The 24,643-nt window shown below is 46.1% G+C and carries 30 protein-coding genes; 24 read left to right on the forward strand and 6 right to left on the reverse strand.

The features are described 5' to 3' along the window. Positions 1–186: 186 nt before the first annotated feature. From EGV91_RS05040 to EGV91_RS05050, 3 genes are all read right to left on the reverse strand, one after another. Complete coding sequence (locus EGV91_RS05040) at positions 187–396, reverse strand: hypothetical protein (RefSeq protein WP_135501301.1); 210 nt, start codon at positions 394–396, stop codon at positions 187–189. Positions 397–645: 249 nt separating this feature from the next. Continuing rightward, the gene (locus EGV91_RS05045; protein ID WP_135501303.1) at positions 646–1,038 is read right to left on the reverse strand and encodes a ribonuclease HI family protein; all 393 of its coding nucleotides are present in this window, start codon (positions 1,036–1,038) and stop codon (positions 646–648) included. A gap of 2 nt (positions 1,039–1,040) precedes the next feature. After that, positions 1,041–1,730 (reverse strand): queuosine precursor transporter, encoded by a 690-nt coding sequence (locus EGV91_RS05050; protein ID WP_135501305.1) that lies wholly within the window; start codon positions 1,728–1,730, stop codon positions 1,041–1,043. Between the two features lie 144 nt (positions 1,731–1,874). On the opposite strand from EGV91_RS05050, the gene EGV91_RS05055 reads away from it, so the two are divergent. Further along, the gene (locus EGV91_RS05055) at positions 1,875–2,072 is read left to right on the forward strand and encodes a zinc-finger domain-containing protein (RefSeq protein WP_135501307.1); all 198 of its coding nucleotides are present in this window, start codon (positions 1,875–1,877) and stop codon (positions 2,070–2,072) included. Between the two features lie 154 nt (positions 2,073–2,226). Here EGV91_RS05055 and EGV91_RS05060 read toward each other — a convergent pair whose 3' ends face one another. Continuing rightward, a complete protein-coding gene (locus tag EGV91_RS05060) occupies positions 2,227–2,433 on the reverse strand; it encodes a cold-shock protein (RefSeq protein ID WP_135501309.1) in 207 nt (68 codons plus the stop codon). A 164-nt stretch (positions 2,434–2,597) separates the two neighbouring features. On the opposite strand from EGV91_RS05060, the gene EGV91_RS05065 reads away from it, so the two are divergent. From EGV91_RS05065 to EGV91_RS05080, 4 genes are all read left to right on the forward strand, one after another. Beyond that, entirely contained in the window at positions 2,598–3,230 is a 633-nt protein-coding gene (locus tag EGV91_RS05065) for an HD domain-containing protein (RefSeq protein ID WP_135501311.1), read from the forward strand. Further along, on the forward strand, positions 3,227–5,110 hold the full coding sequence (locus EGV91_RS05070) for an ABC-F family ATP-binding cassette domain-containing protein (RefSeq protein WP_135501313.1): 1,884 nt from the start codon (positions 3,227–3,229) through the stop codon (positions 5,108–5,110). Before EGV91_RS05065 ends, EGV91_RS05070 begins: the two co-directional genes overlap by 4 nt. Before the next feature lie 27 nt (positions 5,111–5,137). Continuing rightward, on the forward strand, positions 5,138–6,271 hold the full coding sequence (locus tag EGV91_RS05075) for a conserved virulence factor C family protein (RefSeq protein WP_135501315.1): 1,134 nt from the start codon (positions 5,138–5,140) through the stop codon (positions 6,269–6,271). Between the two features lie 130 nt (positions 6,272–6,401). Beyond that, positions 6,402–6,707: a hypothetical protein gene (locus EGV91_RS05080; protein ID WP_135501317.1), complete on the forward strand. Its 306-nt coding sequence runs from the start codon at positions 6,402–6,404 to the stop codon at positions 6,705–6,707. A 110-nt stretch (positions 6,708–6,817) separates the two neighbouring features. Here the strand turns inward: EGV91_RS05080 and EGV91_RS05085 are convergent, their stop codons facing one another. Beyond that, the gene (locus tag EGV91_RS05085; protein WP_135501319.1) at positions 6,818–7,060 is read right to left on the reverse strand and encodes a hypothetical protein; all 243 of its coding nucleotides are present in this window, start codon (positions 7,058–7,060) and stop codon (positions 6,818–6,820) included. A 278-nt stretch (positions 7,061–7,338) separates the two neighbouring features. On the opposite strand from EGV91_RS05085, the gene EGV91_RS05090 reads away from it, so the two are divergent. The 16 genes from EGV91_RS05090 (at position 7,339) to EGV91_RS05165 (ending at position 19,417) form a co-directional block, all read left to right on the forward strand. Then, entirely contained in the window at positions 7,339–7,776 is a 438-nt protein-coding gene (locus EGV91_RS05090; RefSeq protein WP_135501321.1) for a BrxA/BrxB family bacilliredoxin, read from the forward strand. Positions 7,777–7,778: 2 nt separating this feature from the next. Then, positions 7,779–8,552, forward strand: a complete 774-nt coding sequence (locus tag EGV91_RS05095) for a class I SAM-dependent methyltransferase (protein WP_221300781.1) — start codon at positions 7,779–7,781, stop codon at positions 8,550–8,552. Between the two features lie 325 nt (positions 8,553–8,877). Further along, entirely contained in the window at positions 8,878–9,471 is a 594-nt protein-coding gene (locus EGV91_RS05100) for a YpjP family protein (RefSeq protein ID WP_135501325.1), read from the forward strand. 127 nt (positions 9,472–9,598) lie between these two features. Then, positions 9,599–10,543, forward strand: a complete 945-nt coding sequence (locus EGV91_RS05105) for a thymidylate synthase (protein WP_135501327.1) — start codon at positions 9,599–9,601, stop codon at positions 10,541–10,543. A 35-nt stretch (positions 10,544–10,578) separates the two neighbouring features. Further along, entirely contained in the window at positions 10,579–11,076 is a 498-nt protein-coding gene (locus tag EGV91_RS05110; protein WP_135501329.1) for a dihydrofolate reductase, read from the forward strand. Next, positions 11,069–11,794 carry a lysophospholipid acyltransferase family protein gene (locus EGV91_RS05115; protein ID WP_135501330.1) on the forward strand — a complete coding sequence of 242 codons (726 nt, stop codon included), beginning with the start codon at positions 11,069–11,071 and terminating at the stop codon, positions 11,792–11,794. The genes EGV91_RS05110 and EGV91_RS05115 overlap by 8 nt, the downstream gene beginning before the upstream one ends. Positions 11,795–11,893: 99 nt before the next feature. Beyond that, positions 11,894–12,733: a DegV family protein gene (locus EGV91_RS05120; RefSeq protein ID WP_135501332.1), complete on the forward strand. Its 840-nt coding sequence runs from the start codon at positions 11,894–11,896 to the stop codon at positions 12,731–12,733. Between the two features lie 33 nt (positions 12,734–12,766). Continuing rightward, positions 12,767–13,564: a GDSL-type esterase/lipase family protein gene (locus tag EGV91_RS05125; protein WP_135501334.1), complete on the forward strand. Its 798-nt coding sequence runs from the start codon at positions 12,767–12,769 to the stop codon at positions 13,562–13,564. A 14-nt stretch (positions 13,565–13,578) separates the two neighbouring features. Then, positions 13,579–14,160, forward strand: a complete 582-nt coding sequence (locus tag EGV91_RS05130; RefSeq protein WP_135501336.1) for a YpmS family protein — start codon at positions 13,579–13,581, stop codon at positions 14,158–14,160. Positions 14,161–14,175: 15 nt separating this feature from the next. Continuing rightward, a complete protein-coding gene (gene msrA, locus EGV91_RS05135) occupies positions 14,176–14,706 on the forward strand; it encodes a peptide-methionine (S)-S-oxide reductase MsrA (protein ID WP_135501338.1) in 531 nt (176 codons plus the stop codon). Further along, positions 14,703–15,128 carry a peptide-methionine (R)-S-oxide reductase MsrB gene (msrB, locus tag EGV91_RS05140; RefSeq protein ID WP_135501340.1) on the forward strand — a complete coding sequence of 142 codons (426 nt, stop codon included), beginning with the start codon at positions 14,703–14,705 and terminating at the stop codon, positions 15,126–15,128. Before msrA ends, msrB begins: the two co-directional genes overlap by 4 nt. Before the next feature lie 456 nt (positions 15,129–15,584). Continuing rightward, entirely contained in the window at positions 15,585–15,800 is a 216-nt protein-coding gene (locus tag EGV91_RS05145; protein ID WP_135501342.1) for a YozE family protein, read from the forward strand. 69 nt (positions 15,801–15,869) lie between these two features. Then, the gene (gene deoD / locus EGV91_RS05150) at positions 15,870–16,574 is read left to right on the forward strand and encodes a purine-nucleoside phosphorylase (RefSeq protein ID WP_135501344.1); all 705 of its coding nucleotides are present in this window, start codon (positions 15,870–15,872) and stop codon (positions 16,572–16,574) included. A gap of 134 nt (positions 16,575–16,708) precedes the next feature. Further along, positions 16,709–18,238: a lmo1851 family serine protease gene (locus EGV91_RS05155; RefSeq protein WP_135501346.1), complete on the forward strand. Its 1,530-nt coding sequence runs from the start codon at positions 16,709–16,711 to the stop codon at positions 18,236–18,238. 58 nt (positions 18,239–18,296) lie between these two features. Then, entirely contained in the window at positions 18,297–19,178 is an 882-nt protein-coding gene (locus EGV91_RS05160) for a CobW family GTP-binding protein (protein WP_135501348.1), read from the forward strand. Beyond that, positions 19,175–19,417 carry a hypothetical protein gene (locus EGV91_RS05165; RefSeq protein WP_135501350.1) on the forward strand — a complete coding sequence of 81 codons (243 nt, stop codon included), beginning with the start codon at positions 19,175–19,177 and terminating at the stop codon, positions 19,415–19,417. The genes EGV91_RS05160 and EGV91_RS05165 overlap by 4 nt, the downstream gene beginning before the upstream one ends. Here EGV91_RS05165 and EGV91_RS05170 read toward each other — a convergent pair. Next, positions 19,408–20,760 (reverse strand): MATE family efflux transporter, encoded by a 1,353-nt coding sequence (locus EGV91_RS05170; protein WP_135501352.1) that lies wholly within the window; start codon positions 20,758–20,760, stop codon positions 19,408–19,410. The genes EGV91_RS05165 and EGV91_RS05170 overlap by 10 nt on opposite strands. 130 nt (positions 20,761–20,890) lie before the next feature. Between EGV91_RS05170 and EGV91_RS05175 the strand changes: the two genes are divergently transcribed. The 3 genes from EGV91_RS05175 to EGV91_RS05185 are packed head-to-tail and all read left to right on the forward strand — an operon-like array spanning position 20,891 to position 24,633. Further along, positions 20,891–21,970, forward strand: a complete 1,080-nt coding sequence (locus EGV91_RS05175) for an undecaprenyldiphospho-muramoylpentapeptide beta-N-acetylglucosaminyltransferase (protein ID WP_135501354.1) — start codon at positions 20,891–20,893, stop codon at positions 21,968–21,970. A 14-nt stretch (positions 21,971–21,984) separates the two neighbouring features. Continuing rightward, positions 21,985–22,941, forward strand: a complete 957-nt coding sequence (dapF, locus tag EGV91_RS05180) for a diaminopimelate epimerase (protein WP_135501356.1) — start codon at positions 21,985–21,987, stop codon at positions 22,939–22,941. Between the two features lie 18 nt (positions 22,942–22,959). Beyond that, positions 22,960–24,633, forward strand: coding sequence for a sensor domain-containing diguanylate cyclase (locus EGV91_RS05185; RefSeq protein WP_135501358.1), 1,674 nt, complete (start codon positions 22,960–22,962; stop codon positions 24,631–24,633). Positions 24,634–24,643 lie beyond the last annotated feature (10 nt).

The following is a 24,643-nucleotide window of genomic DNA, read 5'->3' on the forward strand; positions in this document are numbered from 1 at the left end:
TTTTGCATATAGCGGTATGCTGTCTTTCGGATAACGCACCCTGACGAGCTGAAACACCAAAAACGATAACAGCAGAGCCAGGAAATGCGGCCAGTATAGATGGTCAACCAAATTATTGACCACCAAGTAAATCACGATAGGGATAATGTAAAATAAAACCGAATGCAATGGAATCACCTTTTCAAACTATTTTTTCGGGTTGCGCTGCTGGCGCGATGAAAGCGCCAAGTACAGATTATAAATAGAAAATGCGATTGCAAGTGAGATTATGATGATGGAAATTACCGGGTACACCGAAACGCCGCGCTCCATGATTTCAATGATGCGGGTGTAAAGAATCCAAGGTCCGATTACTAAAATGAAAATATCGAGTACAATTCCAATTTTTGATCTCATAATTTTCCCCCATTTAATTCAACTGCTTCAAGTTTACCAGACTTTCCATAAAGCGTCTGCCAAAAACTAGTTCTCCATTAAGTTAACTTGATAAAGAGAGGAAAGGCGCAATTCCCGAACAATTCCATCGAAAATAATGCTCTAGTCCAAGTCCCTTCAACGCTGCGCTTGTTTTCGGATAGATAAGTACGTTTAAGCGCAGTGAAAAGAGCAAAAAGAAAAAACTCCCGCTGAACTAGCGGGAGCGTGTTATCTTCTATGGGACCGCAGCTCCGTACGGGCGAGGTCATCGGCGGCACGGTTCTGGGAATCGGGGATCCATTTGATAAAGCAATAGTCAAAATGTGCCGCCAGGTCAAGCGCTTGTGCGAGCAGCGGCTTGAACTTCGCGTTTTTCGTAAACTCACGTTCAAATGCATCTACCGTGACCTGGGAATCGGATTTGATGGACACCATTCCGCTGGTCAATTCTTTCGCCATCTCGAGCCCGATGACCAGAGCAGCAAATTCCGCTGTGTGATTGTCCATTTCGCCAAGGTATCGGCTTTTCTTGAGGAGGTGCCCTTCACCTTTGATGAAAATGCCGGCGGCACTGACTTTCGGGTCGCCGGCTGTCGCAGCATCTACAAAAACTTCCAGCATGGTCACACCTGCTTTTCGTCGATTGGTTTTATCGCTTTCGCCATATAGCCGAACGGTGTTGCGAGTACAGTCACGATGAATTTAAGGATGTATGTCGAAATGAATATTTCAAGCCAAATATCGAATGGGAATACGCCATAAAACGCGATGCTTGTGAAAATGAGCGTATCAATCAATTGGCTGATCAGCGTGGAACCGTTATTGCGGATCCAAAATTGGCTGTCTTTCGGAAACACTTTGCGGATTGCTGAAAAGATGATGACATCGATGTGCTGGCTGGCAAGATAGGCGATCATGCTGCCAAGGGCGATTTGGGGCACCAAACCGAAGATCGTGTGCAGAGAATCGTCCGCAATGTCGCTTTCCGCTGGTATGAATTTCAACCCGAATTGCATGACAACAACCATGATAAGCAGTGAGGCAAAGCCGAGCCACACGGCTTTGCGTGCGTCTTTTTTGCCGTATTTTTCATTTAATATGTCGGTTGCCAGAAAAGTCGAAGCATAAAGGCTATTGCCGAGCGTGGCAGTCAGCGCCAAGATCTCGATGGTTTTGGTCACTTGGATATTTGCCAGGACTGTCGAAATGGCTACCCAAGCGAACAAGCCGGTCTTGCCGAAAACCTTATACATGATGAGCATAAGGATGAAATTGATCAGGGCGAAGCCCAATCCTAAAAATTCGTTAAACAATGATGGTCCTCCTTAGTTTTGGTGAGGCGGGAGTTTACGAACCGCCGCAAAAAGTGAAATTATCCTTTGCTAGTATAACTATTGTTGCATTAAATGACAAATCAGTAGTAAAATAAACGAACGGCAATTTAGAGGGGTGACAGCTTGGACAAGCTTTCAATTATCAACGAGATTGACGGCATGATGGAAACCTATTGCGAAGGGTGTTTCGTACGCAAGCAAATTCGAAAAGAGCAAGGCAAAACCGCCGCTCACCGTTTTTGCATCAGCAATTGTTCCGTCGGCGCTCAACTGCAATTTTTGGGAAATGAATTAAATAAAGTTGGCACTAGCCATAAATGATCGACCGGCAAAGCCGGCGGCGGAACTATCCGCCGCCGGCTTTTATGCGGATCGAGCGGTGGGTCTTACAAAAAAGACGGCAAATGCGCCATCGCATAAAAAAAGAGACCAGGTAGAATTCCGCAGGTCTCTAAAGCAAAAAAGCTATACTGTTTTAATTGGTGATCTCGACCACATTTGCTGCCTGCGGACCACGATTGCCGTCAATAATTTCAAAAGACACGGGTTTGCCTTCTTCGAGTGTCCTGAAGCCGTCACCTTGGATGCCGGTAAAGTGGACGAAGACGTCATCACCATTATTATGTTCAATAAACCCATAACCTTTTTCTGAGTTGAACCATTTAACTGTGCCTTGGTGCATGCGCGTTCCCCCTATTATTGAGTCTTGCCGTGGCACCATTAAAAAACCTTTTAATGGATGGCTATACTATACATTAAGCGTGCCAAATCGTCAATCTAACGGGAAAAGAAAAGCGGGCAGCATGGAATACCGTTTATAATAGAAGTAAAGGAGCTAAAAATTACATGCAGAACGTAATCAACGAGTGTGAAAGAGCGGCACGGAAAATATACGATCGGTTCGACGCCAGCCACGATTGGCAGCATATCGAACGGGTCAGACAAAATGCAAACGCCATTTTGGCGCAGGAAACGGCGGACGGTTTCCTGATTGACATCGCAGTGATTTTGCACGACGTTTCGGATCCGAAATATGCGCAGGGCGGGGAAGACCCGGAATCGGCGATTTTGGACAGCCTGGAACTAACGGGAATGCAGAAGCGGCGCATTAAAGAAATTATCGGTTCCGTTTCATTCAAAGGCGGCAACGGTATCGCACCGGCCTCCATTGAAGCGGAAATTGTCCAGGACGCAGACCGACTAGATGCAATTGGAGCAGTCGGCATCGCACGCACATTCGCATACGGCGGCGCAAAAGGCCGCAAGTTATATGATTGGCAAGAAAAACCGCGCGGCGAAATGACCGAAGAAGAGTACCGGTCAGCTCCGACAAGCAGCGCAACGCATTTTTACGAAAAGCTCCTGTTATTGAAAAACACGATGAACACCGCCGCAGGAAAGCAGATTGCTGAAGAACGCCATCAATTTATGCTATCCTTTTTAGAGCAACTAAAAAAAGAAACGGATGGGAATAAATGAGCCACTTAAATATTACGAACTTAACGAAGACAGTTGGAGCGAAAACGCTTTTCAAAAATGTTGAATTTTCTTTGTATCCAGGAGAACGCGCAGGCCTGATCGGCGTCAACGGCACGGGGAAATCAACATTGATGTCGATTCTCTCAGGCGACATGGAAGCAGACTCTATCGTCATGGACCACCCGAAAAAATACCGCATCACGTATTTGATGCAAGAACCGGAATTTGACGAATCGTTGACTGTTCTTGAAACCGTGTTCTCAGGCGATTCGCCGATCTTGGCGTTGAACCGTTCCTATGAGCAGGCATTGAAAAACATGATGGCAGATTCCAGTTCGACGCAATTGCAGGATGAATTGATGAAAATCCAGGAAGGCATGGAGCAGGACAATGCGTGGGACATCAACGCCTTGGCGAAAACGGCTTTGTCCAAACTGGGAATCGACATGTACGACCAGCAAATCAGCGAATTGTCAGGCGGCCAGCGCAAACGCGTGGCTTTGGCGAAAGCGCTGATCGAACCGGCTGACTTGATCTTATTGGATGAGCCGACCAACCATCTGGACGCTGTTTCAACAGAATGGCTGCAGGAAACCTTGCTGCGCATGAACAGCGCTATGCTGTTTGTCACGCATGACCGTTATTTCCTGGACGCCGTTTCAACGCATATTTTCGAATTGGCAGACCAGACACTTTATAGCCACAAAGGAAATTACGGCGATTACCTTGAAAATAAAGCCATCAGAGACGAAATGGCCGCTTCTTCTCAGCAAAAATTGGAAAACCGTTTCCGCTCTGAATTGAAATGGATCCGCCGCGGTGCGAAAGCCCGTTCAACGAAGCAAAAAGCGCGCATCCAGCGTTTCGAGGAAATCCAGGACAGTGTCCAAAAAGAAAACGACAACACATCGCTTGAATTATCCATGCAAAGCCAGCGCCTCGGCAAAAAAATCATCGAAGGCGAAAATGTCGGCATGTCATTCGGCGACAAGCAAATCTTCCGGAATTTCAATTTCCTGATGCAGGGCGGAGACCGGATCGGCATTGTCGGGCCGAATGGCGCAGGAAAATCGACATTGATGAAAATTCTTGCGGGCGAGTACCAACCCACTGAAGGCAAGCTGGAATACGGCAGCACTGTGAAGATTGCGCATTTCACGCAGCATCTGCCGGAGATGGACGAATCCCAGCGGATGATTGAATACATCCAGGAAATCTCAAGTGACTACGAAGCGGCAAAAGGCGTGCGCCTGTCCGCCACGCAAATGCTTGAGCGTTTCTTGTTCCCTTCAAACGGCCACGGCACGCAAATCGGCAAATTGTCTGGCGGAGAGCGCAAGCGGCTTTACCTGCTTAAACTATTGATGGAGCAGCCGAACATTTTGCTGCTCGATGAGCCGACCAATGATTTGGATATCCAGACGCTTTCGGTATTGGAAGATTTCCTTGAAAACTTCCCTGGCGTCGTCCTCACGATTTCCCATGACCGCTTTTTCCTTGACCGGATTGCGCGCAAATTATGGACGACTGGCACAGGTGAAATCCTGGAATACCAAGTCTTGTATTCTGATTTTATTAAAGAAAAAGCAGCCCCTGTCGAAAAAGCGGCTGCACAGCCAGAACCGGTGCAGTTTGAAACGGCTAAGGCGGCAGCAGATAAAAAGAAAATGACATATAAAGAGCAATTGGAGTATAAGACGATTCTTGAGGATATTTCAGGTGTTGAAGCGAAAATTGAAGAGCAGGAAGGCAAGATGGCTGCAGCCGGCTCTGATTTTGAAAAACTGGACAAACTGACTCAGGAAATTGATGCATTGACCGAGCAATACGATCAGTTGATCGAACGCTGGACATACCTTCAGGAACTTGCGGAGGCATAAATCCTAAAACCAGGAGGAATTTTTTTCATGAAAATCAAAATGATCGAACCGACCCCTAGCCCGAATACGATGAAAGTGATCATAGATCAGGAGCTGCCGTTCGGCAAAAGCCATAATTATACTTTGGCGAATGTGCAAACTGCTCCCGCTGAAATTGCCAAGATCCTTGAAATCGAAGGCGTCAAAGGCGTTTATCATGTAGCGGATTTTTTGGCAGTCGAGCGGAATCCGAAATTTGAGTGGGAAAATATTTTAGCGGAAGTCCGCCGTGCATTCGGTGAGCAAAGCAGCAATGTGGACGAAGAAATCAGCATCGACGAGCATTTTGGCGAAGTATATGTCCATGTGCAGCAGTTTAAAGGCATACCGCTTCAAGTAAAGGTTTTTGACAATGAATCCGAAAAACGATTCGCGATGCCTGAACGTTTTATCCAAGCGATGAATGCGGTGATGGACCCGACGGAAGAAAATTACTTGCTGCAGCGCAAATGGGCCGATTATGGCGTGCGCTACGGTGAAAAAGAAGAAATTGGTCAGCATGTCGCAGAAGAACTTGACGCTGCATACCCGGAAGAGCGCCTTCTTGAAATGGCAGGCGCTAAAACATCAGAGGCGGCTCCTGCATTAGCTAGAGGCCGCAAAGTCAGCCTTGAAGAATTTGATGTGCCGGACTGGGAAACGCGGTTCCAGCTGCTCGACCAGATGGCCGAAGGAGAACTTGACGACGTGCCATTGCTTGCGAAAGCATTGGCAGATGAAAAGATGTCCATCCGCCGCCAAGCCGTCATTTTCCTCGGCGATATTAAAGACAAAACGGTCGTCCCTTATATTGGGCAGGCGATGAAAGACAAGAGCTGGGCCGTGCGCAGAACTGCAGGCGACACGATCAGCGATCTGGGTTTCACAGAATTTGAGCCGGTCATGGCGGAAGCATTATCGGATAAAAACAAATTGGTGCGCTGGCGTGCAGCGATGTTCCTGTATGAAAGCGGAACAGAAGCTTCGCTGCCTGCTTTGGAACAAGCGGCCGACGATCCGGAGTTTGAAGTGAAGCTGCAAGTGAAGATGGCAATCGCGCGGATTGCCCAAGGGGAAGACGCAAAAGGCTCGGTGTGGAAGCAAATGACCGAAGCCCGCCAAGCGATGAAAGAAGAAAAGTGACCCATTCAGCCAGCGGCTTTCCATTAGCCGCTGGTTTTTTATTTTGCATAAAGGTTTTCAAAACAGTTGAAACAGGGAACTGCTTTGTATATTGATAAACTTGGTAAACGCAAAAGAGGGGGAAATTCAAATGAGCGGAAATATTTATTCCATTGAATTATTGCACCAGGGAAAATACGATTCTTGGGAATTCAGCAGCGACAGCGAACGAGATCAATTTTACGAAAGGGTAAAAAAGCATTTCGCAGGGAAAGAACTCAACGAAGAGTCCGCAACCGATGATGCGCAGATTGTCCAATTATCGGCAACGAGCCTTGAAATGGATAAAGCTGGTGTGGAACAGAAGATTCCATATGTATGGTATGAAGGGGATCTTTTCGAGGAAATGCTCGGTTTCATCAATGGGCACTATGCCGAAAAGGAAAATGGGAAATGAGTTGCAAGCTGCCGGTGGCTTTCCGGTGGCTTTTCTTTTTTGTGGCCTTGAAGCTGTGTAGAAATACAGGGAAGGCAACGCAGATAGAATAAAAAAAACTCCTGAAAGGTTCAGGAGTTTGTAGAATACTGGTTCGAGTTGATTGCCCGGTCGATTGCCGCGGCTGCTTTTTCAATGCAGGTGAATTGCTCCACTTTCTGCTCTTCGTAAAAAGTGATCTCAAGGATGTTGGTGTTTTTAATGCATCTCGCTGTAATGACAGCATCTTCACCTTTACTGAACGTTTGGGTGATATTAACCGTGTTGTAATAATGTACAGTCTTGAGCATTTCTTTTATGCTATCTAGTGACATTTTACATTCTCCTTTCCGGAACTGGAAAGCTGGTATGAAGATTGTGATGCATATTATTTTCTCTAACATACCACATAGAATGTCAAAAATCTGCTCTATTTTTCAAAAAACATGAAAATGTAATACTAGTTTTAGAATATTCGAACTAAAGGTTATTTTCATGTGAAAAGTTCGTTTTTGGAAGACTAAAACTGGGTTGGAGCGGCTATTGATGAAACCAAAGTTTATTTGGGGTAGAATGAAAGAGAGAAATCCGAAGTTACAGGGGGATGTTATTAATGAATGCATATGATGAATATATGAAAGGCATCGTAGTTCCGATGCGCCAAGAGTTAGCTAAAGAAGGGTTCAAAGAATTGCTGACAGCTGAAGAGGTCAATAATTTCATGGCTGAAGCGTCAGGCACCAGCCTGGTTGTCATCAATTCAATTTGCGGCTGTGCCGCTGGACTTGCACGTCCAGGAGTAATTGAAGCGCTAAAAGGAACTGCTGCAAAGCCAGACCATTTGGTGACGGTTTTTGCCGGGCAAGATAAAGAAGCGACCGAGCAGATGCGCAGCTTTTTTGATGAAGTTCCGCCTTCATCACCATCTATTGCTGTGATAAAAGATGGCGAGTTGGCATATTTCATTCCGCGTGAACAGATTGAGGACCATTCTGTTGAGCATATTTCCAGCCATTTGACGCAGGTGCTGGAGCAGGTAGCTGCTCAGTGAAAATGATTGCCACAACAGCTTACCGGCCGAACGGGATAACGGATCAGAATGCCGCGCAGGCCGCTCAAGATCTCGGTATTCCGTTTGTTGTCCGCAATAAGCGTTCCATCGAAAAGCTCCATGCCGAAGAAAAGGCGGATGTGCTTGTGGCTGCAAGGGAACGGCTTGAGTTTTACCCATTGGGCGAAACGGAGCCGTTCTTTTTTCATCCGAGTTCATCCGCCTTCCGCACAAAACGCCCCATCCATCAGGACCCGCTAATAGAGGTTTCCGGCATCGCGGCAGGAGATTCATTTGTCGATTGCACATTGGGCATGGCATCTGATGCAATTGTTGTGTCGCAATTTGTCGGAGCTGGAGGCAGTGTCACAGGATGTGAAAGCAATCCCGCATTCGCCTATATCATCGGCAAAGGGCTGAAGGAATACACAGCCATGCCGCATTTAGTTGAGGCAATGAGACGGATTGAAGTGGTGTCCGGAGATTCTGTAGACTATCTCGCCTCTCTGCCTGACAACGCGGTCGATGTCATATACATGGATCCGATGTTCACCAATGAGATCAGTGAATCTTCCAATTTCCGGCCCGTACGCACTGCGGCTGATACAGGCCAGCTTACAAAGCGCTGGGTCGACGAAGCTGTGCGTTCGGCAAAGAAAAGCGTCGTCTTAAAAGCGCATTTCCGCTCTGTCGATTTTGAGGCATTCGGTTTCAACAGGCGCGTTCGCCCGAATACGAAATTCCATTACGGCGTCATCGATTGCCGAAATAAATAAAAAGGCCGACGGAAGATAAAAGAATCTTCCGTCGGCCTTTTCAATTCTTCGCTTGTTTGCACTTCCCGGCAGTGCCGAGGGAGAGAAATTAGTCAGTGAAGCTTAAAGATGTCAAATATCCAAGCATAAATAATAGTCCTAAACCGATAAGTAATGATGCATCCATGGAATTTTCCTCCTTTATTTCGAAAAAACAGAGCTAAATGATTAACTTTATTGTACAATGATTTTCAAGAAGATGAAACCTTTACCCATGAAAAACGTATAATAAAGCATAAGCATTTGTCAAAGTTTTATAAAATGTTCAAAATTGAAGGTGATGCAGATGAATAAATGGTGGCAGAAGTCATTGATGATTGCAGTTGCCGTGTTGACATTGGGTGCAATTCCCCCGAGCCATATGCTATGGGAATCACTTTTGGATGACAAAGCACATAATGATTCACAGCCTGCACAGGAAAAGGATAAACAAGTTCTTTATGACTGGATTGATCCCGGCGAATTTTATTTCGCAGATCCTTCCATTCTTCATACTGTACATAAATCTGCCGAAGAGCAGGCCTATTTGAAATTCGGCAGCCGCATCGGCCCGATTATCGGCGAAGAATTTCAAAGGGCCATCTTGCCGAATATGCAACAGGCCATCGATATGCACTTGGCGAAAATGGGCAGCGCCGAATTGAGAAAACTGGCCATTTCCGAAAAACCTTCCGGCGACCATGCAGAAAAGATTTTTCATATCTACGATATGGAAACAAATAAAGATGCTATCCGCTTTCATGTGAGAACGGAGAAAAAACCGCAGCAAGGATACTTTTTCAACTTCCATTACCATGTGGCAGACGACAATTTTCAGCAGCATATCACATTAGGAGACATTTACTGGTCTAAAAATACACCACCTAAATGGCTTTCGTAAGGCAATTCTAATAATGAATCACTGTTAAGAGGCGGCGCTGACCCGATTGTGGGTCCAGCGCCGCCTTTTTCATATTTTTTCAAGAACATTTTTGTTATGATTAATATAATAATGGAGGCGACTTGAAATGGAACAATATTTGGATTTATGCAAGCATATCTTACATAATGGAGCTTCGAAAGAAGACCGAACGGGCACGGGGACATTAAGTGTCTTCGGCCATCAGATGCGTTTTGATCTGGCTGAAGGATTTCCATTGATGACAACGAAAAAAACGGCATTCCGGTTGATTGCTTCCGAATTGCTATGGTTCATCAAAGGCGATACGAACGTAAAGTCACTGATAAAAGAAAATAATCATATTTGGGACGAATGGGCATTTGCGCAATGGGTGGAAAGTGCGGAATATAGCGGGCCGGATATGGCGGACTTCGGGCGAAAGGCGAATACAGACGAGGAATTCGCAGCGCTTTATAAAGAACAGATGCTTATTTTTCAGGATAAGATCTTGAACGAAACCGGTTTTGCGGAAACCTACGGAGACCTTGGCCCGGTTTATGGCAAGCAATGGCGCTCATGGGCTAAGACAGATGGCGACACGATTGACCAATTAAAAAATGTCATTGACTCCATTAAAAAAAATCCGGATTCCCGCCGGCACATTGTGACTGCTTGGAACCCGGAGTTTATCGAGGACATGGCGCTGCCGCCATGCCACATCATGTTCCAATTTTATGTGGCAGATGGCAAGCTGTCTTGCCAACTATATCAGCGAAGTGCGGATGTGTTTTTAGGTATGCCCTTCAATATCGCTTCGTACGCTTTGCTGACGCATCTTATTGCCCGGGAATGCTCGCTTGCTGTAGGAGACTTCGTTTATACAACGGGTGACACACACTTGTACTCCAATCACCTGGAGCAAGTTAACGAACAATTGACGCGTTCGCCAAAAGCTTTGCCGACGCTGGTAATTACAGAGGATGAAAAATCCATCTTTGAGCTTGAAGTGGAAGACATTGCAATCGAAGGCTATGATCCGCATCCACGCATTAAAGCGCCGGTAGCGGTTTAAGACTAAGCAATTTACGAGAACAAGGGGGAGCCAAAATGATTTCATTGATGGTGGCACACGATCCGAATTATGTGATTGGCAAAGACAATAAATTGCCCTGGCACATACCGGAAGATCTCGCCTATTTCAAAAAACATACAGTCGGCAAAGGCATGGTCATGGGGCGCAATACGTTCGAATCAATCGGGCGTCCGCTGCCAAAACGACGTAATATCATCGTCACCCGCAATGAAGAGTATCAAGCAGAAGGCGCGGATGTTGTGCATACGATTGAAGACGCGATCCGCTTGGCAGAAAATGTACATGAAGAAGTGATGGTGATCGGCGGAGAGCAAATATTCCGGTCGGTGCTGCCAATTGCGGACCGTCTGTACATCACGCTGATTCATAAAGATTTTGAAGGAGATACGTATTTCCCGGAATATGGTGATGACTGGCAGATAGTGTCGGAATCGGCACAGCACTTATCGGGAGATATCCCTTTTTCCTATCTGGTTTTTGAACGAAAGGAACGGTCATTGCCCGATGTATAACTCGTTAAGGACCTTTTCGTATTTATTCGGCTATTTGCCGCTTGCGGCGGCCAACTTAAAAAAATTCAAAGCTAAGAAAAAAGAGATGGCTCTTTCCGAATACGATGCGCTGATTCATTCCGAACCTCAAAAATGGGCAACGGGCATCATGAAAAGGACCAAAAGCAAAATTACGGTAACTGGATTGGAACACTTGCCGCAAGGAGCAGTGCTATTTGTGAGCAATCATGAAGGCAATTTTGACATTCCTGTGCTGTTGTCTTCCATACCGAAGCCTTTTGGGTTTATTTCGAAAAAAGAAGTCAAGAAATTTCCGGTTATTCCGGTTTATATGGAAGAAATGAATTGTGTGTTTCTGGACCGCAGCGACCGAAGAAGTGCGCTGAAGTCGATTGGGGATACAGTCGAGAAGCTTCAGCAAGGCCATTCAATCCTGATTTTTCCTGAAGGTACCCGCAGCAAAGGCGGCGGGCTCGGAGAATTCAAAGCAGGATTTATGCGCATCGCAAAGGATTCAGTCGTTCCCATCGTGCCGATTGCCATCAGCGGAACCTCAGAAATTATGGAGAAAAATAATAATAAGGTGAAGGCCGGGAACGTGGCTGTACAAGTTTTGGAGCCGATTTCAGCCGCAGCCATTTCGCAGGAAACGGCGAAAGAACTGGTGGCAGATGTCCGCTCCCGCATTGAAAAGGCGTTAGCGGCAAGTTCTCGCTGATGCCAGAAGCCTCAATGGATGTTGCCTGGAAAAGAAATTGTTTCGGGCAAGCCCATATAAGGAATTGTCTATATATCTTTGTTCAAGAGGAGTGATTTCATGTCGAAAATTCATATTGTTACGGATTCAACTTCAGATTTAAGGCCCGATGTAATTGAAAAATACAATTTGCATGTCGTGCCGTTGAATATTCTCATTGATGGAAAAACCTATTTGGACCGGGTGGATCTGCAGCCGAAAGAATTCCTTGAACTGATGGGGAAATCAGCTCAGCTGCCAAAAAGTTCACAGCCTGCTCCTGGCGTGTTTAAAGAATTATATGACCGCTTAGGAAAAGACGGCGACCAAGTTTTGTCGATTCATATGACAGGGGGCATGAGCGGCACGGTTGAATCAGCACGCACTGCTGCGGAATTGTCGGATGCTGACGTAACGGTCATCGATTCAAGATACATTTCTTATGCACTAGCTTTTCAAGTGATTGAAGCTGCTGAAATGGCGGCACAAGGCAAGACGATGCAAGAAATTATTGCACGATTGGATCATGTCCGCGAAAACACGAAACTTTTTGTGGTCGTCGATACGCTGGATAATCTCGTCAAAGGCGGCAGAATCGGCAAAGGCCGTGCCATGATCGGCTCTTTTTTGAAGATCAAGCCGATCGCTTCATTGGACGGCGGAGAATACACGCCAGTTGCAAAAGCACGGAGCTATAAACAAGTCGTCCAGTATTTGATGAACGATTTTAAAGAGCGGACGGCGGAGAAAATCATCAAAGGGGTCGGCCTCGTTCATGCGGAAGGTTTGGCGATGGCGGAACCGCTTCGCGAAAGAATTATTGAAAGCGGTTTTGCGGACATCAAGTTTGATTACACCACACCGGTCATTTCAACTCATACCGGCATTGGCGCAATCGGCTTTATGTTTTACACAGAATAAAAGAAAGACATTCCAGAAAAGGGGAGAAAGCATTTGAAACGCATCCTGTTTATTGTCCTTTTGACTGCGGTAATGTTAACCGGATGCAGCTCATCTTTCATTTTTGGAAAAGAAGAAGCGACACCCCGTGAACCTGCCGCATTCACAAATTATTATGTGCCGCCCAATTTCGTGCCGGATGCACTGGTTATTACGGCTGTCGGCGATTCTCTGTCACAGGGTGTTGGAGATGTAGAAAACCGCGGTGGCTATGTCGGCCGGGTTGCAACTGAAATAAGCAGCTGGCCGGGTGTGCGAAATGCAATAGTCGACAATACTGCGAAGCGTGGGCGGCGGAGTGACCAGCTGCTGGCGATGTTCCAGAAAGAGACGTTGACCGGGCCGTTGACTGAAGCGGATTACGTATTGATGACAATTGGCGGCAATGATGTCATGAAAATCGTCAAACGTGATCTTTTCTCTTTGAACCTCGAAGCTTTCATGGATGAGTTGGTGTTATACGAAAATCGCTACCGCACGATATTTGCTTCCATACGCTCAATCAACCCGACTGTGCCTATAATAGCGGTTGGAATTTATAATCCGTTTTCGCTGGTCACAGACGAGGTCGAGGAGTTTGAAGAGATTATTCAGGCATATAACGATACAATGGAAGAAATAGTGGAAGAAGACCCGCTGGCCTGTTTTGTGCCTGTCAGTGATTTGTTCGAAGGAAATGATAACCTGGTGTACCATTCGGATTTTTTTCATCCGAACAGCAAAGGCTATGATTTGATGAGCGAACGGGTACTGGAGCGGATGGCCGAATGTGGGTTCAGTTCCCAAGATTAAGGAAGTGACGATAGATGAAATTATGGCGCCTCGCGTTTTTTATATCCCTTAGCTTAAATCTTTTGGCGATTATCGCGTTCTTCATGATTATCACCATCCCTGCTAAAGGCCATAACCTGGCTGTTTCTGAAACGGCGCCAATTACCGCCAGCAGCGGCAATTCACTGATCATCAATGTCACCAAAGCGGATTTCGAAGGGCTTGCCAATACCTACATCCAGCGGGAAATGGATAATTCTCCGGTTCCTTTGGCTTTGGCAGTGAATGGAGACGTCAGTTTATCGTCGGAATTGGAGATTTTTTCAGTGCCTTTGCCGATTTTGCTGAGGTTTGATCCTGTTGTCCAGCCTGATGGCAATTTGCTGCTGGTCCAAAAATCCGTGGAGGTCGGGTTATTGGATATTCCACCCGAATCAGCGCTTAAACTTCTGCGGGATTCAGTGGAATTGCCGGATTTCATGTCCGTTTCACCGGGCGACGAAACAGTTTTACTGAAACTTTCAGAGATTCCGATAGACAATGGTGTATCAATCCGCGCAACGTCCTTTAATTTGGAAGAAGATGATATTCGGCTTAAAGTGACGATCAATCAATAAGAATGGAGTGATAGGATGAAAACTGAAAAAGCGACATTCGCAGGCGGCTGTTTTTGGTGCATGGTCAAGCCGTTCGATTCATATGATGGCATCGAGTCGGTGGTGAGCGGCTATACAGGCGGCGATCTGCCAAATCCGACCTACGAGCAAGTGTGTTCAGAGACGACAGGCCATTACGAAGCCGTGCAAATCACTTTCCAGCCAGATGTGTTTCCTTACGAAAAATTACTCGACATTTTTTGGACTCAAATTGATCCGACTGATGCAGGCGGCCAATTTTTTGACCGGGGGCAATCCTATCAGACGGCAATTTTTTATCACTCTGAAGAACAAAAGCTGGCAGCTGAAAAATCCAAACAGGAATTAGATAACTCAGGGAAATATGCAAAGCCGGTTGCTACCAAAATTCTGCCGGCCAAACCGTTTTACTTGGCTGAAGAATACCATCAGGATTATTATAAGAAAAACCCTGCACATTATAACCGCTATTCTGTCGGTTCAGGACGTGCAGGATTTATTGAAAAAAATTGGGGTGGACATTCATGAAAGAAGATTTGAAAGCGAAATTGACGCCGATGCAATACCACGTGACACAGGAAAACGGCACGGAGCCGCCTTTCCAAGGCGAATACGACCAGTTCTTTGAAGATGGCATTTATGTGGATATCGTTTCCGGTAAACCATTGTTCAGCTCGAAAGACAAATTCGATTCACATTGCGGCTGGCCGAGCTTTGCGAAGCCGCTGGAAAGTGCCGAAGTCAAGGAAAGCTTCGACACCAGCCATGGCATGCGCCGGACGGAAGTGCGCAGCGCTACAGCCGATTCGCATCTCGGGCATTTGTTCCCGGATGGCCCGTCGTCTTTAGGCGGCTTGCGCTATTGCATCAATTCGGCATCTTTGCGGTTCATACCGAAAGACCAGCTGGACGCAGAAGGCTTATCCGAATACAAGCAATTGTTCGAATGACGAGATGCCCGGGCAACTGTCCGGGCTTTTTATATGCTCAAACATTAAGCTATATAAGTTGAACTAATGATTTTTTAGTTGTCGATATTCCGCAAAACAGCTGCAAAGGTATCGATCCAAGAATTTGGGAGATACCTTTGCGACGATGTGCACAGCACTGCAACGTACTTTTTGTCCCGAAGCTAGCGTAGCGATGCAACGCATTTTCATGTCCCGAAGCTAGCGCAGCGTTGCAGGGACAGGGAAAGGAGCAGTATGGTTTTCTCCGCTGTTTTGTTCCATATCGAGATATCTTTTAGCGGAGGCGCGTCAAGGGGCTAGGCGAAGCTATGAGACGAGTGTTCTTCTCGGTTCATAGCGGGAGCCATGCCCAAAGCGACCGAAGCGGTGTATGAACATTAACTTCTTCAGGTCAACTTATATAATTGTTAATTTTTCTCAAAAGGAGGCTGTTTGATGGAACGTTCGTTTTATCAATTTGCGTTAAAATACCGCGGCAAGCTGGTCGAAGACGACTTTTCCAGATTCGCGGATGCGATGTTCTTGGATCACAGCTTTCCAAGAAGTTCTGATAACTTCGAATTACTGTCGCGTTATATTGAAGAAAAAGCACATCCTGTTCTAAAGGCGTCAGCCTTCGATGCGATGTGGGAGGAATATGAAGGGCTATAATGCAATGCGTTGCACAACATAGAAAAAAACAGTATGATTAGTACGACTAAAATAAAGTGAGGTTTTAACATGAGTGTTCATATTAATGCAAAAAAAGGCGATATCGCCGATACGATCTTATTGCCGGGAGACCCACTCCGCGCAAAGTATATTGCTGAAACATTTTTAGAAGATGTTGTGCAATATAACGATGTCCGCAATATGTTCGGTTTTACAGGCACATACAAAGGGAAGCGCATTTCTGTCCAAGGGACTGGCATGGGCGTACCTTCAATTTCCATCTATGTGACTGAATTGATGAACGAATACGATGTGAAAAAACTGATCCGCGTAGGCACTTGCGGTTCAATCCACAAAGATGTAAAAGTGCGTGACGTGATCATCGCACAAAGCGCTTCAACAGACTCAAAAATGAACGAAATCATTTTCAAAGGCATTTCTTATGCCCCAACAGCTGATTTTGATTTATTGCTAAAAGCATATAATGCTGGATTGGAAAAAGGCTTGAGCTTGCGCGTTGGGAATGTCTTCACGGAAGACGTTTTTTACAACGACCATGCAGAGCATGAAAAATGGGCGGAATATGGCATTCTTGCACTGGAAATGGAATCGTCAGCACTTTATACCCTTGCGGCTAAATACGGGCGCCAAGCTTTGTCGATCTTGACAGTAAGCGACCACTTGCTGACAGGTGAAGTGACAACTTCTGAAGAACGCCAAACAACATTCAACGATATGATCATCGTTGCACTTGAAGCAGCAATTCAGGAATAAAGGTTGAAAGCGATTCGCCGTTTGTAGGGCTTATAGCGGAAAAGACTGTTTCGGCAGTCTTTTTCTTTTAATATTCACCAAAGCTTGATAAAATCGATACAGCATGAATGGCATTAATGAAAGTGGTGAAAGTAATGGATGAAAAGCGTCCCGGCGAAGATCACGAACAGGTCGAGCCAGTTGAAGAAAAACCCTCCCATTTTATTCGGATGAAGACGTTCTATTTTATAATGCTTGTGTTCACTTTGATTCTATTTACGGCAGGGCTGACCGTCTTTGCCTTGACCTTCGGAGATGACAAAGCGGTAGAAGTCAATTCCCCTGAGCGGAGAGAATTCCAAAAGCTGTATACAGCATATGATCAGCTTCAAAACGAATATTACGAAGATGTCGACAGCAATAAGCTCATCAACGGTGCTATCAATGGCATGATCGAGTCGCTGGATGATCCATATTCGGATTATATGAACGAAGAAGAAGCTTCGCAGTTCTTGGAAGGAATTTCATCAAGTTTCCAAGGAATAGGAGCAGAAGTGCAGGAACGCAACGGCTTTATCAATATCGTTGCTCCGATCAAGAATTCTCCTGCGGAAAAAGCCGGGCTCAAACCGGGCGATAAAATCACAGAAGTCGATGGAGAAAGCATCCAAGGTTTCAGTGCATCCGAAGCGGTCATGTTGATTCGTGGTGAAAAAGGCACGGAAGTGACATTGACGGTTCAACGAGGCGAATTGGCGGATCCGATTCAAATCAAGATTGTCCGCGATGAGATTCCAATTGAAACGGTTTATGCAGAAATGATCGGCGACAATGTCGCTCATATCCAAGTGACCAGCTTCTCTGAAAATACGTACGACGAATTGCAAAAAGCGATAGCTGATATGGAAGAACAAGGCATGGAAGCAATGGTCATGGACGTCCGGCAAAACCCAGGCGGTTTGCTGACGACTGCACTTGAAATATCGGACCTCTTTATTGAAGATGGTAAAGAAATGTTCGAAGTGCAGTCTAAAGGCGAAGAACCTGAAATCTATATGTCTTCATCGGTCGATAAAGTGAAAGTCCCGGTGACGCTTTTGATCGACGGTGGAAGTGCCTCAGCTTCTGAAATTCTTGCTGGAGCAATGAGCGAATCGGCAGACGTTAAGCTTGTCGGCGAGAAGACGTTCGGCAAAGGTACGGTTCAGACTGCCAATGATATGACAGATGGCTCGAATTTGAAATTCACTACCGCTAAATGGCTGACGCCGGACGGCAATTGGATCCACGAAAAAGGTATTGAGCCGGATGTGGAAGTTCCATTGCCAGCTTATGCTTCACTATCTGTTTTGGATCCATCTGTTGAACTGAAAGATGGCACCATTTCTGAACAAGTGAAAACAGCGGAACAAATGCTGGAGGCCCTTGGCTATGAAGTGGGCAAAGTAGATGGCGTATTCGAAGCCGAGATGGAAAAAGCGGTTGAAACTTTCCAGGAGGACAAAGAACTGGAAACGACAGGCGTATTGACAGGCGACACGGCATTCGCTGTGATGGATGAACTCCGCCTGAAAATAGAAAAAGATGATCCTCAGCTTCTAGAGGCCAAAAAGATTATTATGGAAGAAGCGGGCATTAAAGCAAAACCTGCTGAAGAAAAGAAAGAAGAAGACGCGAAAGAATAACAGGGAGGCCCGCGGAAGCGGGCCTTTTCTTACGCAATAATATCTCGAGGGGGATTCGATGAAAGATGTATATTTGTTCAGTGGGTTTTTAGGAAGCGGAAAAACCACACTGCTAAAACACATTATCCAACAAGTGAAAGACCAAGGGCTGGTGCCCGCAGTCTTTATGAATGAGCTGGGTGAGATGAATTTCGATTCAGATGAAATCGTGGACGGCGTGCCTCAAAAAGAATTGCTGGATGGCTGCATCTGCTGCACCGGCTCCGAAAAGTCTGAGGCCCAGATCCAGACGCTTTTAGCTGAAGAAGAGTTTGATGTATTGCTTATCGAAACAACTGGCGCGGCACATCCTGTCGAAGCGTTAGACGCGGTTTTCTCGCCGCTTTTTGCAGAACGGTTGAACTTCAAAGGCATCGTTACGGTTGCAGACAGCAAACGTTGGCTAGACCGCAGCAAGCTTTCCCCTCAAATCCGATCGCTGTACCTTGAACAAATCCGCCATGCTGATTTGATTCTTGCAAACAAGATGGATTTGCTGTCGGAGGAAGAACAAGCCAAAGTGACTTATGAAATACAGTCCTTGAACTCTTCCGCGCAAATTATCCAGACCGTGCAGGCGAAAGTGCCGATGGCTGCCCTTGAAAAAATTGCACCTTCTGTCAAAGGAGAAGTCCAAAAAGCGCCGGTATCAAAATTGAATCTCAATGCACAAGTGCTGCATTTTGACGCGCCAGTCAAGCGCGACGTCTTTGAACAATGGTTGCGTGCGCTGCCGGAATCTGTGTTCCGCATTAAAGGCTATGTGCCATTGGAAGGCGACAAGTATCCGCATGCGTTCCAATATGCATATGGGATGGCGCAATGGCTCCCAGAATACATGAAAATGCGGCCGCAGATCGTGGTTATCGGTGAAAACCTGGAAGAGGTGAAGCTTCCGTGATTGAAGCTTACCGGAAATTATGGCCAAGCCGGAGCGGCACTGGTTCGATTGGGAGCATTGAAGAGCTGGAACAGAAAATCCAAATTGAGCTGAACGATGAACTGACCCATCCGCGCGTCCGCAAATCGCGCCAGGAAAAACTGGACATGGCGCTTCAGCGAATTGCCGAGTCTGATCTCTCGACAGCCGAACAAACCGAATTAGCCCAGCTATACAAAAAGATTGCCGCTCAGGAATGAGCGGCAATCTTTTTTTGTATGGCGGCTAAACGGATGGACAATGTGGCTGCTCCGGCAGTTAGTCCGGCGATCAAACCAATCCAATAGCCGAAAGGGCCGAAGCCCGTATAGCTGGCCAGCAAATAACCGACCGGCAAGCCGATGACCCAGTAAGAAATTAAAGCCATGATGAATGTAATGTTCACGTCTTTATAGCCTCTCAACGCTCCCTGAACAGGTGCTTGGATGGCATCAGACAATTGGAATAAGGCAGCGAAAATTAAAAATTGGACAGCCAATTCGATTACAGCCGGGTCGCTTGAATACAGCTCCGCAATGGGTTCGCGCATGAAAAACAAGATTGCGGAGGAGATGAAGCTGAAAGAGATTGCAGAACCTACGCTTAACCAGCTGTATTTTTTCGCATCACCGAAACGCTTGGCGCCGACTTCAAAGCCCACAAGGATGGTCGCCCCCATAGATATGCTAAGCGGCAGCATGTACAGCAAAGACGTGAAATTGATTGCGATTTGATGAGCGGCAATTGTAATGGTGCCATAAGTGCTCATCATCAGCGTCACAGCGGAGAAGATACTTGTTTCCGCAAACAAGGAAATGCCAATCGGAATGCCGATCAAGGAAATTTCCTTGAAGCGGGCCAATGAAATTCTTGGCCAATTTGTAAAGATGAAGAAATCTTTAAACGGTTTTTGCGTATGGACAATCCACATCGCGATCAGCAGCACTAGCCAGTAGGTAATGGCGGAAGCCAGACCCGCGCCTGCTCCACCGAGTTCCGGAAAGCCCCAATTGCCGAAGATAAGGAGGTAATTGAAAAAGACGTTGATCGGTGCCGACAGCAGTGAAATGATCATCGACACACGCGTTGAGCCTAGCGCATCAATATACGAGCGAAGCGTGTTGTAGACGAACAAAGGGACAACCCCGAAGCTTAAGGCGAAAATGTATTCAGAAGCCACCTTTTCAACAGCAGGCTCGAGATCCATGAATCCGAGAAGATTGTCAATGGAGGTGAAAAAGAAGATAAAGACCAATACTGCCAAGATGATCGACAGGTATATGCCTTGCTGGACCGCTTCTTTTACTTCTTTTTTTCTTTTGGCACCCATCAATTGTGCTACAATTGGGGTTATGGACATCAATATTCCAGCTAATCCGATGTAAACGGGAAACCAGAACGAGGAGCCGATTGAAACGCCGGCCAAATCTTCAGTCCCATACCTTGAAGTCATGTAGATGTCGAAGAATGTCACCAAGTACATGGCAACTTGCGTCACTAGAATAGGGACGACGATTTTCCAAAGCATCTGAAGTTTCTCTGAAGTGTTAGTGGTTTCGAACATGCTTTTCCTCCAATATTCCTAAGTGAAATCGATAAATAAATTTAAGTATAGCATATAAAGCCGACCCTTAGAGGCGGGCATCCAGAAAGCCGGATGAGCAATTTCAATATGAGAAAGTAGGACTCCAAAAATGAAAAATAGAACCATATTATTAACGGGCGGCGGAACAGCCGGCCATGTTTCCTTGAACCAGGCATTGATTCCCGAATTGAAGAACTTAGGCTTTAACGTAGAATATATCGGATCCAAAGACGGCATTGAAAGCGGACTGATCCCTGATTCGTTCCCCGATGTCCCTTACCATGCAATTGCCAGCGGGAAGCTGCGCCGCTATTTTTCTGTCAAAAATTTTACCGATCCGGTTCGGGTCGGAGCAGGGCTTGTGCAGGCGCTTAATGTCATCCGAAAAACAAAACCTGTGGCAATTTTCTCTAAAGGTGGATTCGTATCTGTACCCGTTGCGATGGCAGGCAAATTGATGTCAGTTCCTGTGATTATCCATGAGTCGGATGTCACGCCGGGATTAGCCAATAAAATTGCAATGCCATTTGCCAACCATATCTTCACCGTATTCAAAGAAACGCTTAAGCATGTGCCCAAAGAGAAATCGACATGCACGGGATCGGTCATCCGCAGTGAATTGATGGACGGTTCTGCCGCTAAAGGCAAAGAAATCTGCAATTTCAACAACGACTTGCCTGTGCTGATGGTGATGGGCGGGAGCCAAGGTTCGGCTGTCATCAATGAAGCGATCCGCTCGAACCTGACGGCACTGCTGAAGCAGTATAATGTGATCCATCTTTGCGGAAAAGGAAATGCAGACAGCTCATTGATGGATCTTGCGAACTACAAACAATTCGAATATGTCACTCACGAGTTGCCGCATTTGCTGCATATGACTGATTTTGTCGTTTCACGCGCTGGATCAAATTCGATTTTTGAATTTCTGGCGTTGAAAAAACCGATGCTGCTGATTCCGTTATCGAAGCTGAAAAGCCGCGGCGACCAGATTTTAAATGCGCGTTTATTTCAACAGCAAGGCTTTGCGCATGTCGTGGAAGAAGAGGAATTGACGCCGGAACGTTTCCTGGCTGAGATGCAGAAATTGCAAATGGATGAAGACCTGCTGGTTGATGCGATGACAAATGCGGAATCGCCAAAAACCGCTTATGAAATGGCGAAGCTTGTCGCTGCCCACACAAAGAATTAATAGAGGTGATAGCAATGGAACTTAAGTTGATGAAAGTACATGGCTCCATGAATACATTTTATCTTTACGAAGGTGCAGACCGATCTGATTACGGCGTGCTTGCTGAAGAATTATGCAGGCTGGATCCGGAAGTTGATGGATTGCTGGCAGTTTTGCCGTCATCGTCATCGTCTGCGAATGCGCGCATGCGTGTGTTTAACAAAGACGGTTCGGAAGCCTCGATGTGCGGCAACGGGCTGCGCTGTGTAGCGCGCTATGTGTGCGAGCGTGATGGGCTGGAAAATGCGGTCATTGAAACGATGAAAGCAAATTTGAAAGTGGAAAAACAGGCATCTGACGGCAGTATCGCCATGTATGCGGTGGAAATCTCCCCCGTTTCATTTAAATTGGCGGATCTGCCCATGGCCTATGAAGGCAATGAAGAATGGATATTAAAACCGCTGCCGTTTATCTCTGAGACAATCCTTTTTACGGCCGTGGCTGTACCCAATCCACACTTGATTGGCATTGTTCCGGCAGAGCTGCAAAAAGGCGGAGCACATCAACAAAAATGGGCTGAGTTTTTCAATGGGCCGAACGATTATTTTTCAGACGGCGTCAATGTCAGCTACGTCACCAAGGCAGAAGACGGCATTTTCGTGAAAACTTTTGAACGGGGCGTCGGATTTACAAATGCCTGTGGAACAGCTATGACTGCTTCTGCTTTAGTGGGCTGTTTAGCTGGGCTTGTGCCATACGGAGACGTTTCCGTCTTCAATCCGGGGGGAATGGTCAAGTGTTCAGTTATAAAGGGAGATAGCGGCTATTCACTGCAATTGGCAGGGAATGCTACGTACCTTTCCAATCATCTGTTTTTATGGCAAGAGAGCGGCACAAACAGCGAGTTTATATCTTCAGAATTACTTGGGGAACAGCGTGATTATGAAGATTTCATCTTAAAAACATCAACGATAAGCGGACAATTCGTGTAAAAGAAAAGAGAGATGTTCATGCGGGGGCCTTTTACAAAAAAGCAATTGGAACTGTTGTATGGTAAAACCGACAGCCTGATTTATTTCATGCGGCAGACAGGGGACACGTACGAGTATGAATACGTGAACGCTGCCGTGCGGAAAGTATTCCGGAAAGATTTGTCAGGCTTGAGTTTAGATGAAGTCATGCCTCCGCATTTAGCAGAGGATATTAAAAACCAATACAGGATAGCGATGCAGCAAGACGCGGTCCACACATACAGGGACTATAATTTGTTCAGTAAAGAAAACGCGACGAATGAAACTACAATCACTCCGATGGAACATGAAGGCGATGTTTTTGTGCTGGCTGTTTCGAAGAATGTCGCCAAGCAGAAAAAGGTGGAAGAAGAGTATCTGTTTTATCAATCACTCGTGCGCAACTCAGTTGATCCGATGCTGATGATCACCTCGGAATTCATCATCTTTGATATGAACCTGGCTTATTCAAAAACGTTTGGCGTGGAGAACCGCGATTGGGTAGGAAAGCCATATGGCGAATTGCCTTTTGTGGACGACGACACGTACAATTATGTGCTGTCGGAGCTGAATAGCTATAAGACGCATCGGGATGCAAAACCGCTGTTCATCAAAAGAAAGAAGCATGACGGCGAAGAAGTGCTTTATTCGGCAAATTATTCCCCTATTATGGAAGGCGGCGAGATTCGGGCATTCCATATCGTATTGCGTGAGTTGACAACGGAATACCAGTTGAAACACGAGCTGAGGAAAACCGAAAAAATTCTGGAAAGTTACAAAAATGCGCTCAATTACGCAGCTTTGGTGGCAATCTGGGAATCATCGGGAATCATCAAGTTTATCAACGATAATTTCAAAGGCACTACCGGCTATGAAAGGGAAGAAATGCTCGGCATGCATATTTCCAAAATCGGCAAAGCGGTCATAAGCTCTGACCAATACAATGACATCCGGAAAGTCGTATTGTCCGGCAGCATTTGGCGAGGTGAATTGAAAAGCTTGAAAAAGACTGGGGAATCTTTCTGGATAGACACGACGATCATCCCGTTATCCGGTGAAAAAGGAAACACGGGACAAATGCTGGCCATCATGTTCGATATCACGGACAGGAAAAAGCTCGAAGAGCAATTGCATTTTATGGCCTACCATGACAGTTTGACGAAATTGCCGAATCGCTTGGCGATTGTCCGCAAGTTTGCCGAGATGAAAGCGGAGGCAGATTTGAACAACGAACAACTAGCGATAATCTACATGGACGGCGATGACTTCAAGTCGGTCAACGACCAGAATGGCCACGAAGTAGGAGATGAGTTTATCTACCGATTCGGCCAAGCAATCCAAAGCAGCATCCGCAAACAGGACATGGCGGCACGAATCGGCGGAGATGAATTTTTAATTGCATTGTCCGGCTTGGATCCGCTGCATGCAGAGAAACAGACCCAACACATAATCGGACAGATCAAGGCGTCGCTGGAGCGCGGCTGGAAAATAGGCGATGTGCATTTTTCACCTACTGCAACTTTAGGGGTATCCCTTTATCCAAGCCAAGGAAAAACGATGGACGAACTTGTAAATAAAGCCGATCATTCGCTTTACATCGCCAAACGGCAAGGCAAAAATTCAGTGCTGTTTTATACCGAAGAGCATATGAGAAACCCGGAACCGCGCACTTGAAGCAGCGATT

Origin of the sequence: Planococcus koreensis (assembly GCF_004761975.1) — a bacterium.
Lineage (GTDB): Bacteria > Bacillota > Bacilli > Bacillales_A > Planococcaceae > Planococcus > Planococcus koreensis.

Bases quoted from the DNA above. Each gene is read 5' to 3' on its own strand.
- EGV91_RS05130 (WP_135501336.1), top strand. From the start codon at position 13,579: ATGAAATTATGGCGCCTCGCGTTTTTTATATCCCTTAGCTTAAATCTT.
- deoD (WP_135501344.1), top strand. From the start codon at position 15,870: ATGAGTGTTCATATTAATGCAAAAAAAGGCGATATCGCCGATACGATC.
- EGV91_RS05120 (WP_135501332.1), top strand. From the start codon at position 11,894: ATGTCGAAAATTCATATTGTTACGGATTCAACTTCAGATTTAAGGCCC.
- EGV91_RS05160 (WP_135501348.1), top strand. From the start codon at position 18,297: ATGAAAGATGTATATTTGTTCAGTGGGTTTTTAGGAAGCGGAAAAACC.
- EGV91_RS05175 (WP_135501354.1), top strand. From the start codon at position 20,891: ATGAAAAATAGAACCATATTATTAACGGGCGGCGGAACAGCCGGCCAT.
- msrA (WP_135501338.1), top strand. From the start codon at position 14,176: ATGAAAACTGAAAAAGCGACATTCGCAGGCGGCTGTTTTTGGTGCATG.
- EGV91_RS05100 (WP_135501325.1), top strand. From the start codon at position 8,878: ATGAATAAATGGTGGCAGAAGTCATTGATGATTGCAGTTGCCGTGTTG.
- EGV91_RS05145 (WP_135501342.1), top strand. From the start codon at position 15,585: ATGGAACGTTCGTTTTATCAATTTGCGTTAAAATACCGCGGCAAGCTG.
- EGV91_RS05155 (WP_135501346.1), top strand. From the start codon at position 16,709: ATGGATGAAAAGCGTCCCGGCGAAGATCACGAACAGGTCGAGCCAGTT.
- EGV91_RS05095 (WP_221300781.1), top strand. From the start codon at position 7,779: ATGATTGCCACAACAGCTTACCGGCCGAACGGGATAACGGATCAGAAT.
- EGV91_RS05040 (WP_135501301.1), bottom strand. From the start codon at position 396: ATGAGATCAAAAATTGGAATTGTACTCGATATTTTCATTTTAGTAATC.
- msrB (WP_135501340.1), top strand. From the start codon at position 14,703: ATGAAAGAAGATTTGAAAGCGAAATTGACGCCGATGCAATACCACGTG.
- EGV91_RS05075 (WP_135501315.1), top strand. From the start codon at position 5,138: ATGAAAATCAAAATGATCGAACCGACCCCTAGCCCGAATACGATGAAA.
- dapF (WP_135501356.1), top strand. From the start codon at position 21,985: ATGGAACTTAAGTTGATGAAAGTACATGGCTCCATGAATACATTTTAT.
- EGV91_RS05170 (WP_135501352.1), bottom strand. From the start codon at position 20,760: ATGTTCGAAACCACTAACACTTCAGAGAAACTTCAGATGCTTTGGAAA.
- EGV91_RS05105 (WP_135501327.1), top strand. From the start codon at position 9,599: ATGGAACAATATTTGGATTTATGCAAGCATATCTTACATAATGGAGCT.
- EGV91_RS05070 (WP_135501313.1), top strand. From the start codon at position 3,227: ATGAGCCACTTAAATATTACGAACTTAACGAAGACAGTTGGAGCGAAA.
- EGV91_RS05185 (WP_135501358.1), top strand. From the start codon at position 22,960: ATGCGGGGGCCTTTTACAAAAAAGCAATTGGAACTGTTGTATGGTAAA.
- EGV91_RS05085 (WP_135501319.1), bottom strand. From the start codon at position 7,060: ATGTCACTAGATAGCATAAAAGAAATGCTCAAGACTGTACATTATTAC.
- EGV91_RS05045 (WP_135501303.1), bottom strand. From the start codon at position 1,038: ATGCTGGAAGTTTTTGTAGATGCTGCGACAGCCGGCGACCCGAAAGTC.
- EGV91_RS05080 (WP_135501317.1), top strand. From the start codon at position 6,402: ATGAGCGGAAATATTTATTCCATTGAATTATTGCACCAGGGAAAATAC.
- EGV91_RS05090 (WP_135501321.1), top strand. From the start codon at position 7,339: ATGAATGCATATGATGAATATATGAAAGGCATCGTAGTTCCGATGCGC.
- EGV91_RS05060 (WP_135501309.1), bottom strand. From the start codon at position 2,433: ATGCACCAAGGCACAGTTAAATGGTTCAACTCAGAAAAAGGTTATGGG.
- EGV91_RS05115 (WP_135501330.1), top strand. From the start codon at position 11,069: ATGTATAACTCGTTAAGGACCTTTTCGTATTTATTCGGCTATTTGCCG.
- EGV91_RS05110 (WP_135501329.1), top strand. From the start codon at position 10,579: ATGATTTCATTGATGGTGGCACACGATCCGAATTATGTGATTGGCAAA.
- EGV91_RS05065 (WP_135501311.1), top strand. From the start codon at position 2,598: ATGCAGAACGTAATCAACGAGTGTGAAAGAGCGGCACGGAAAATATAC.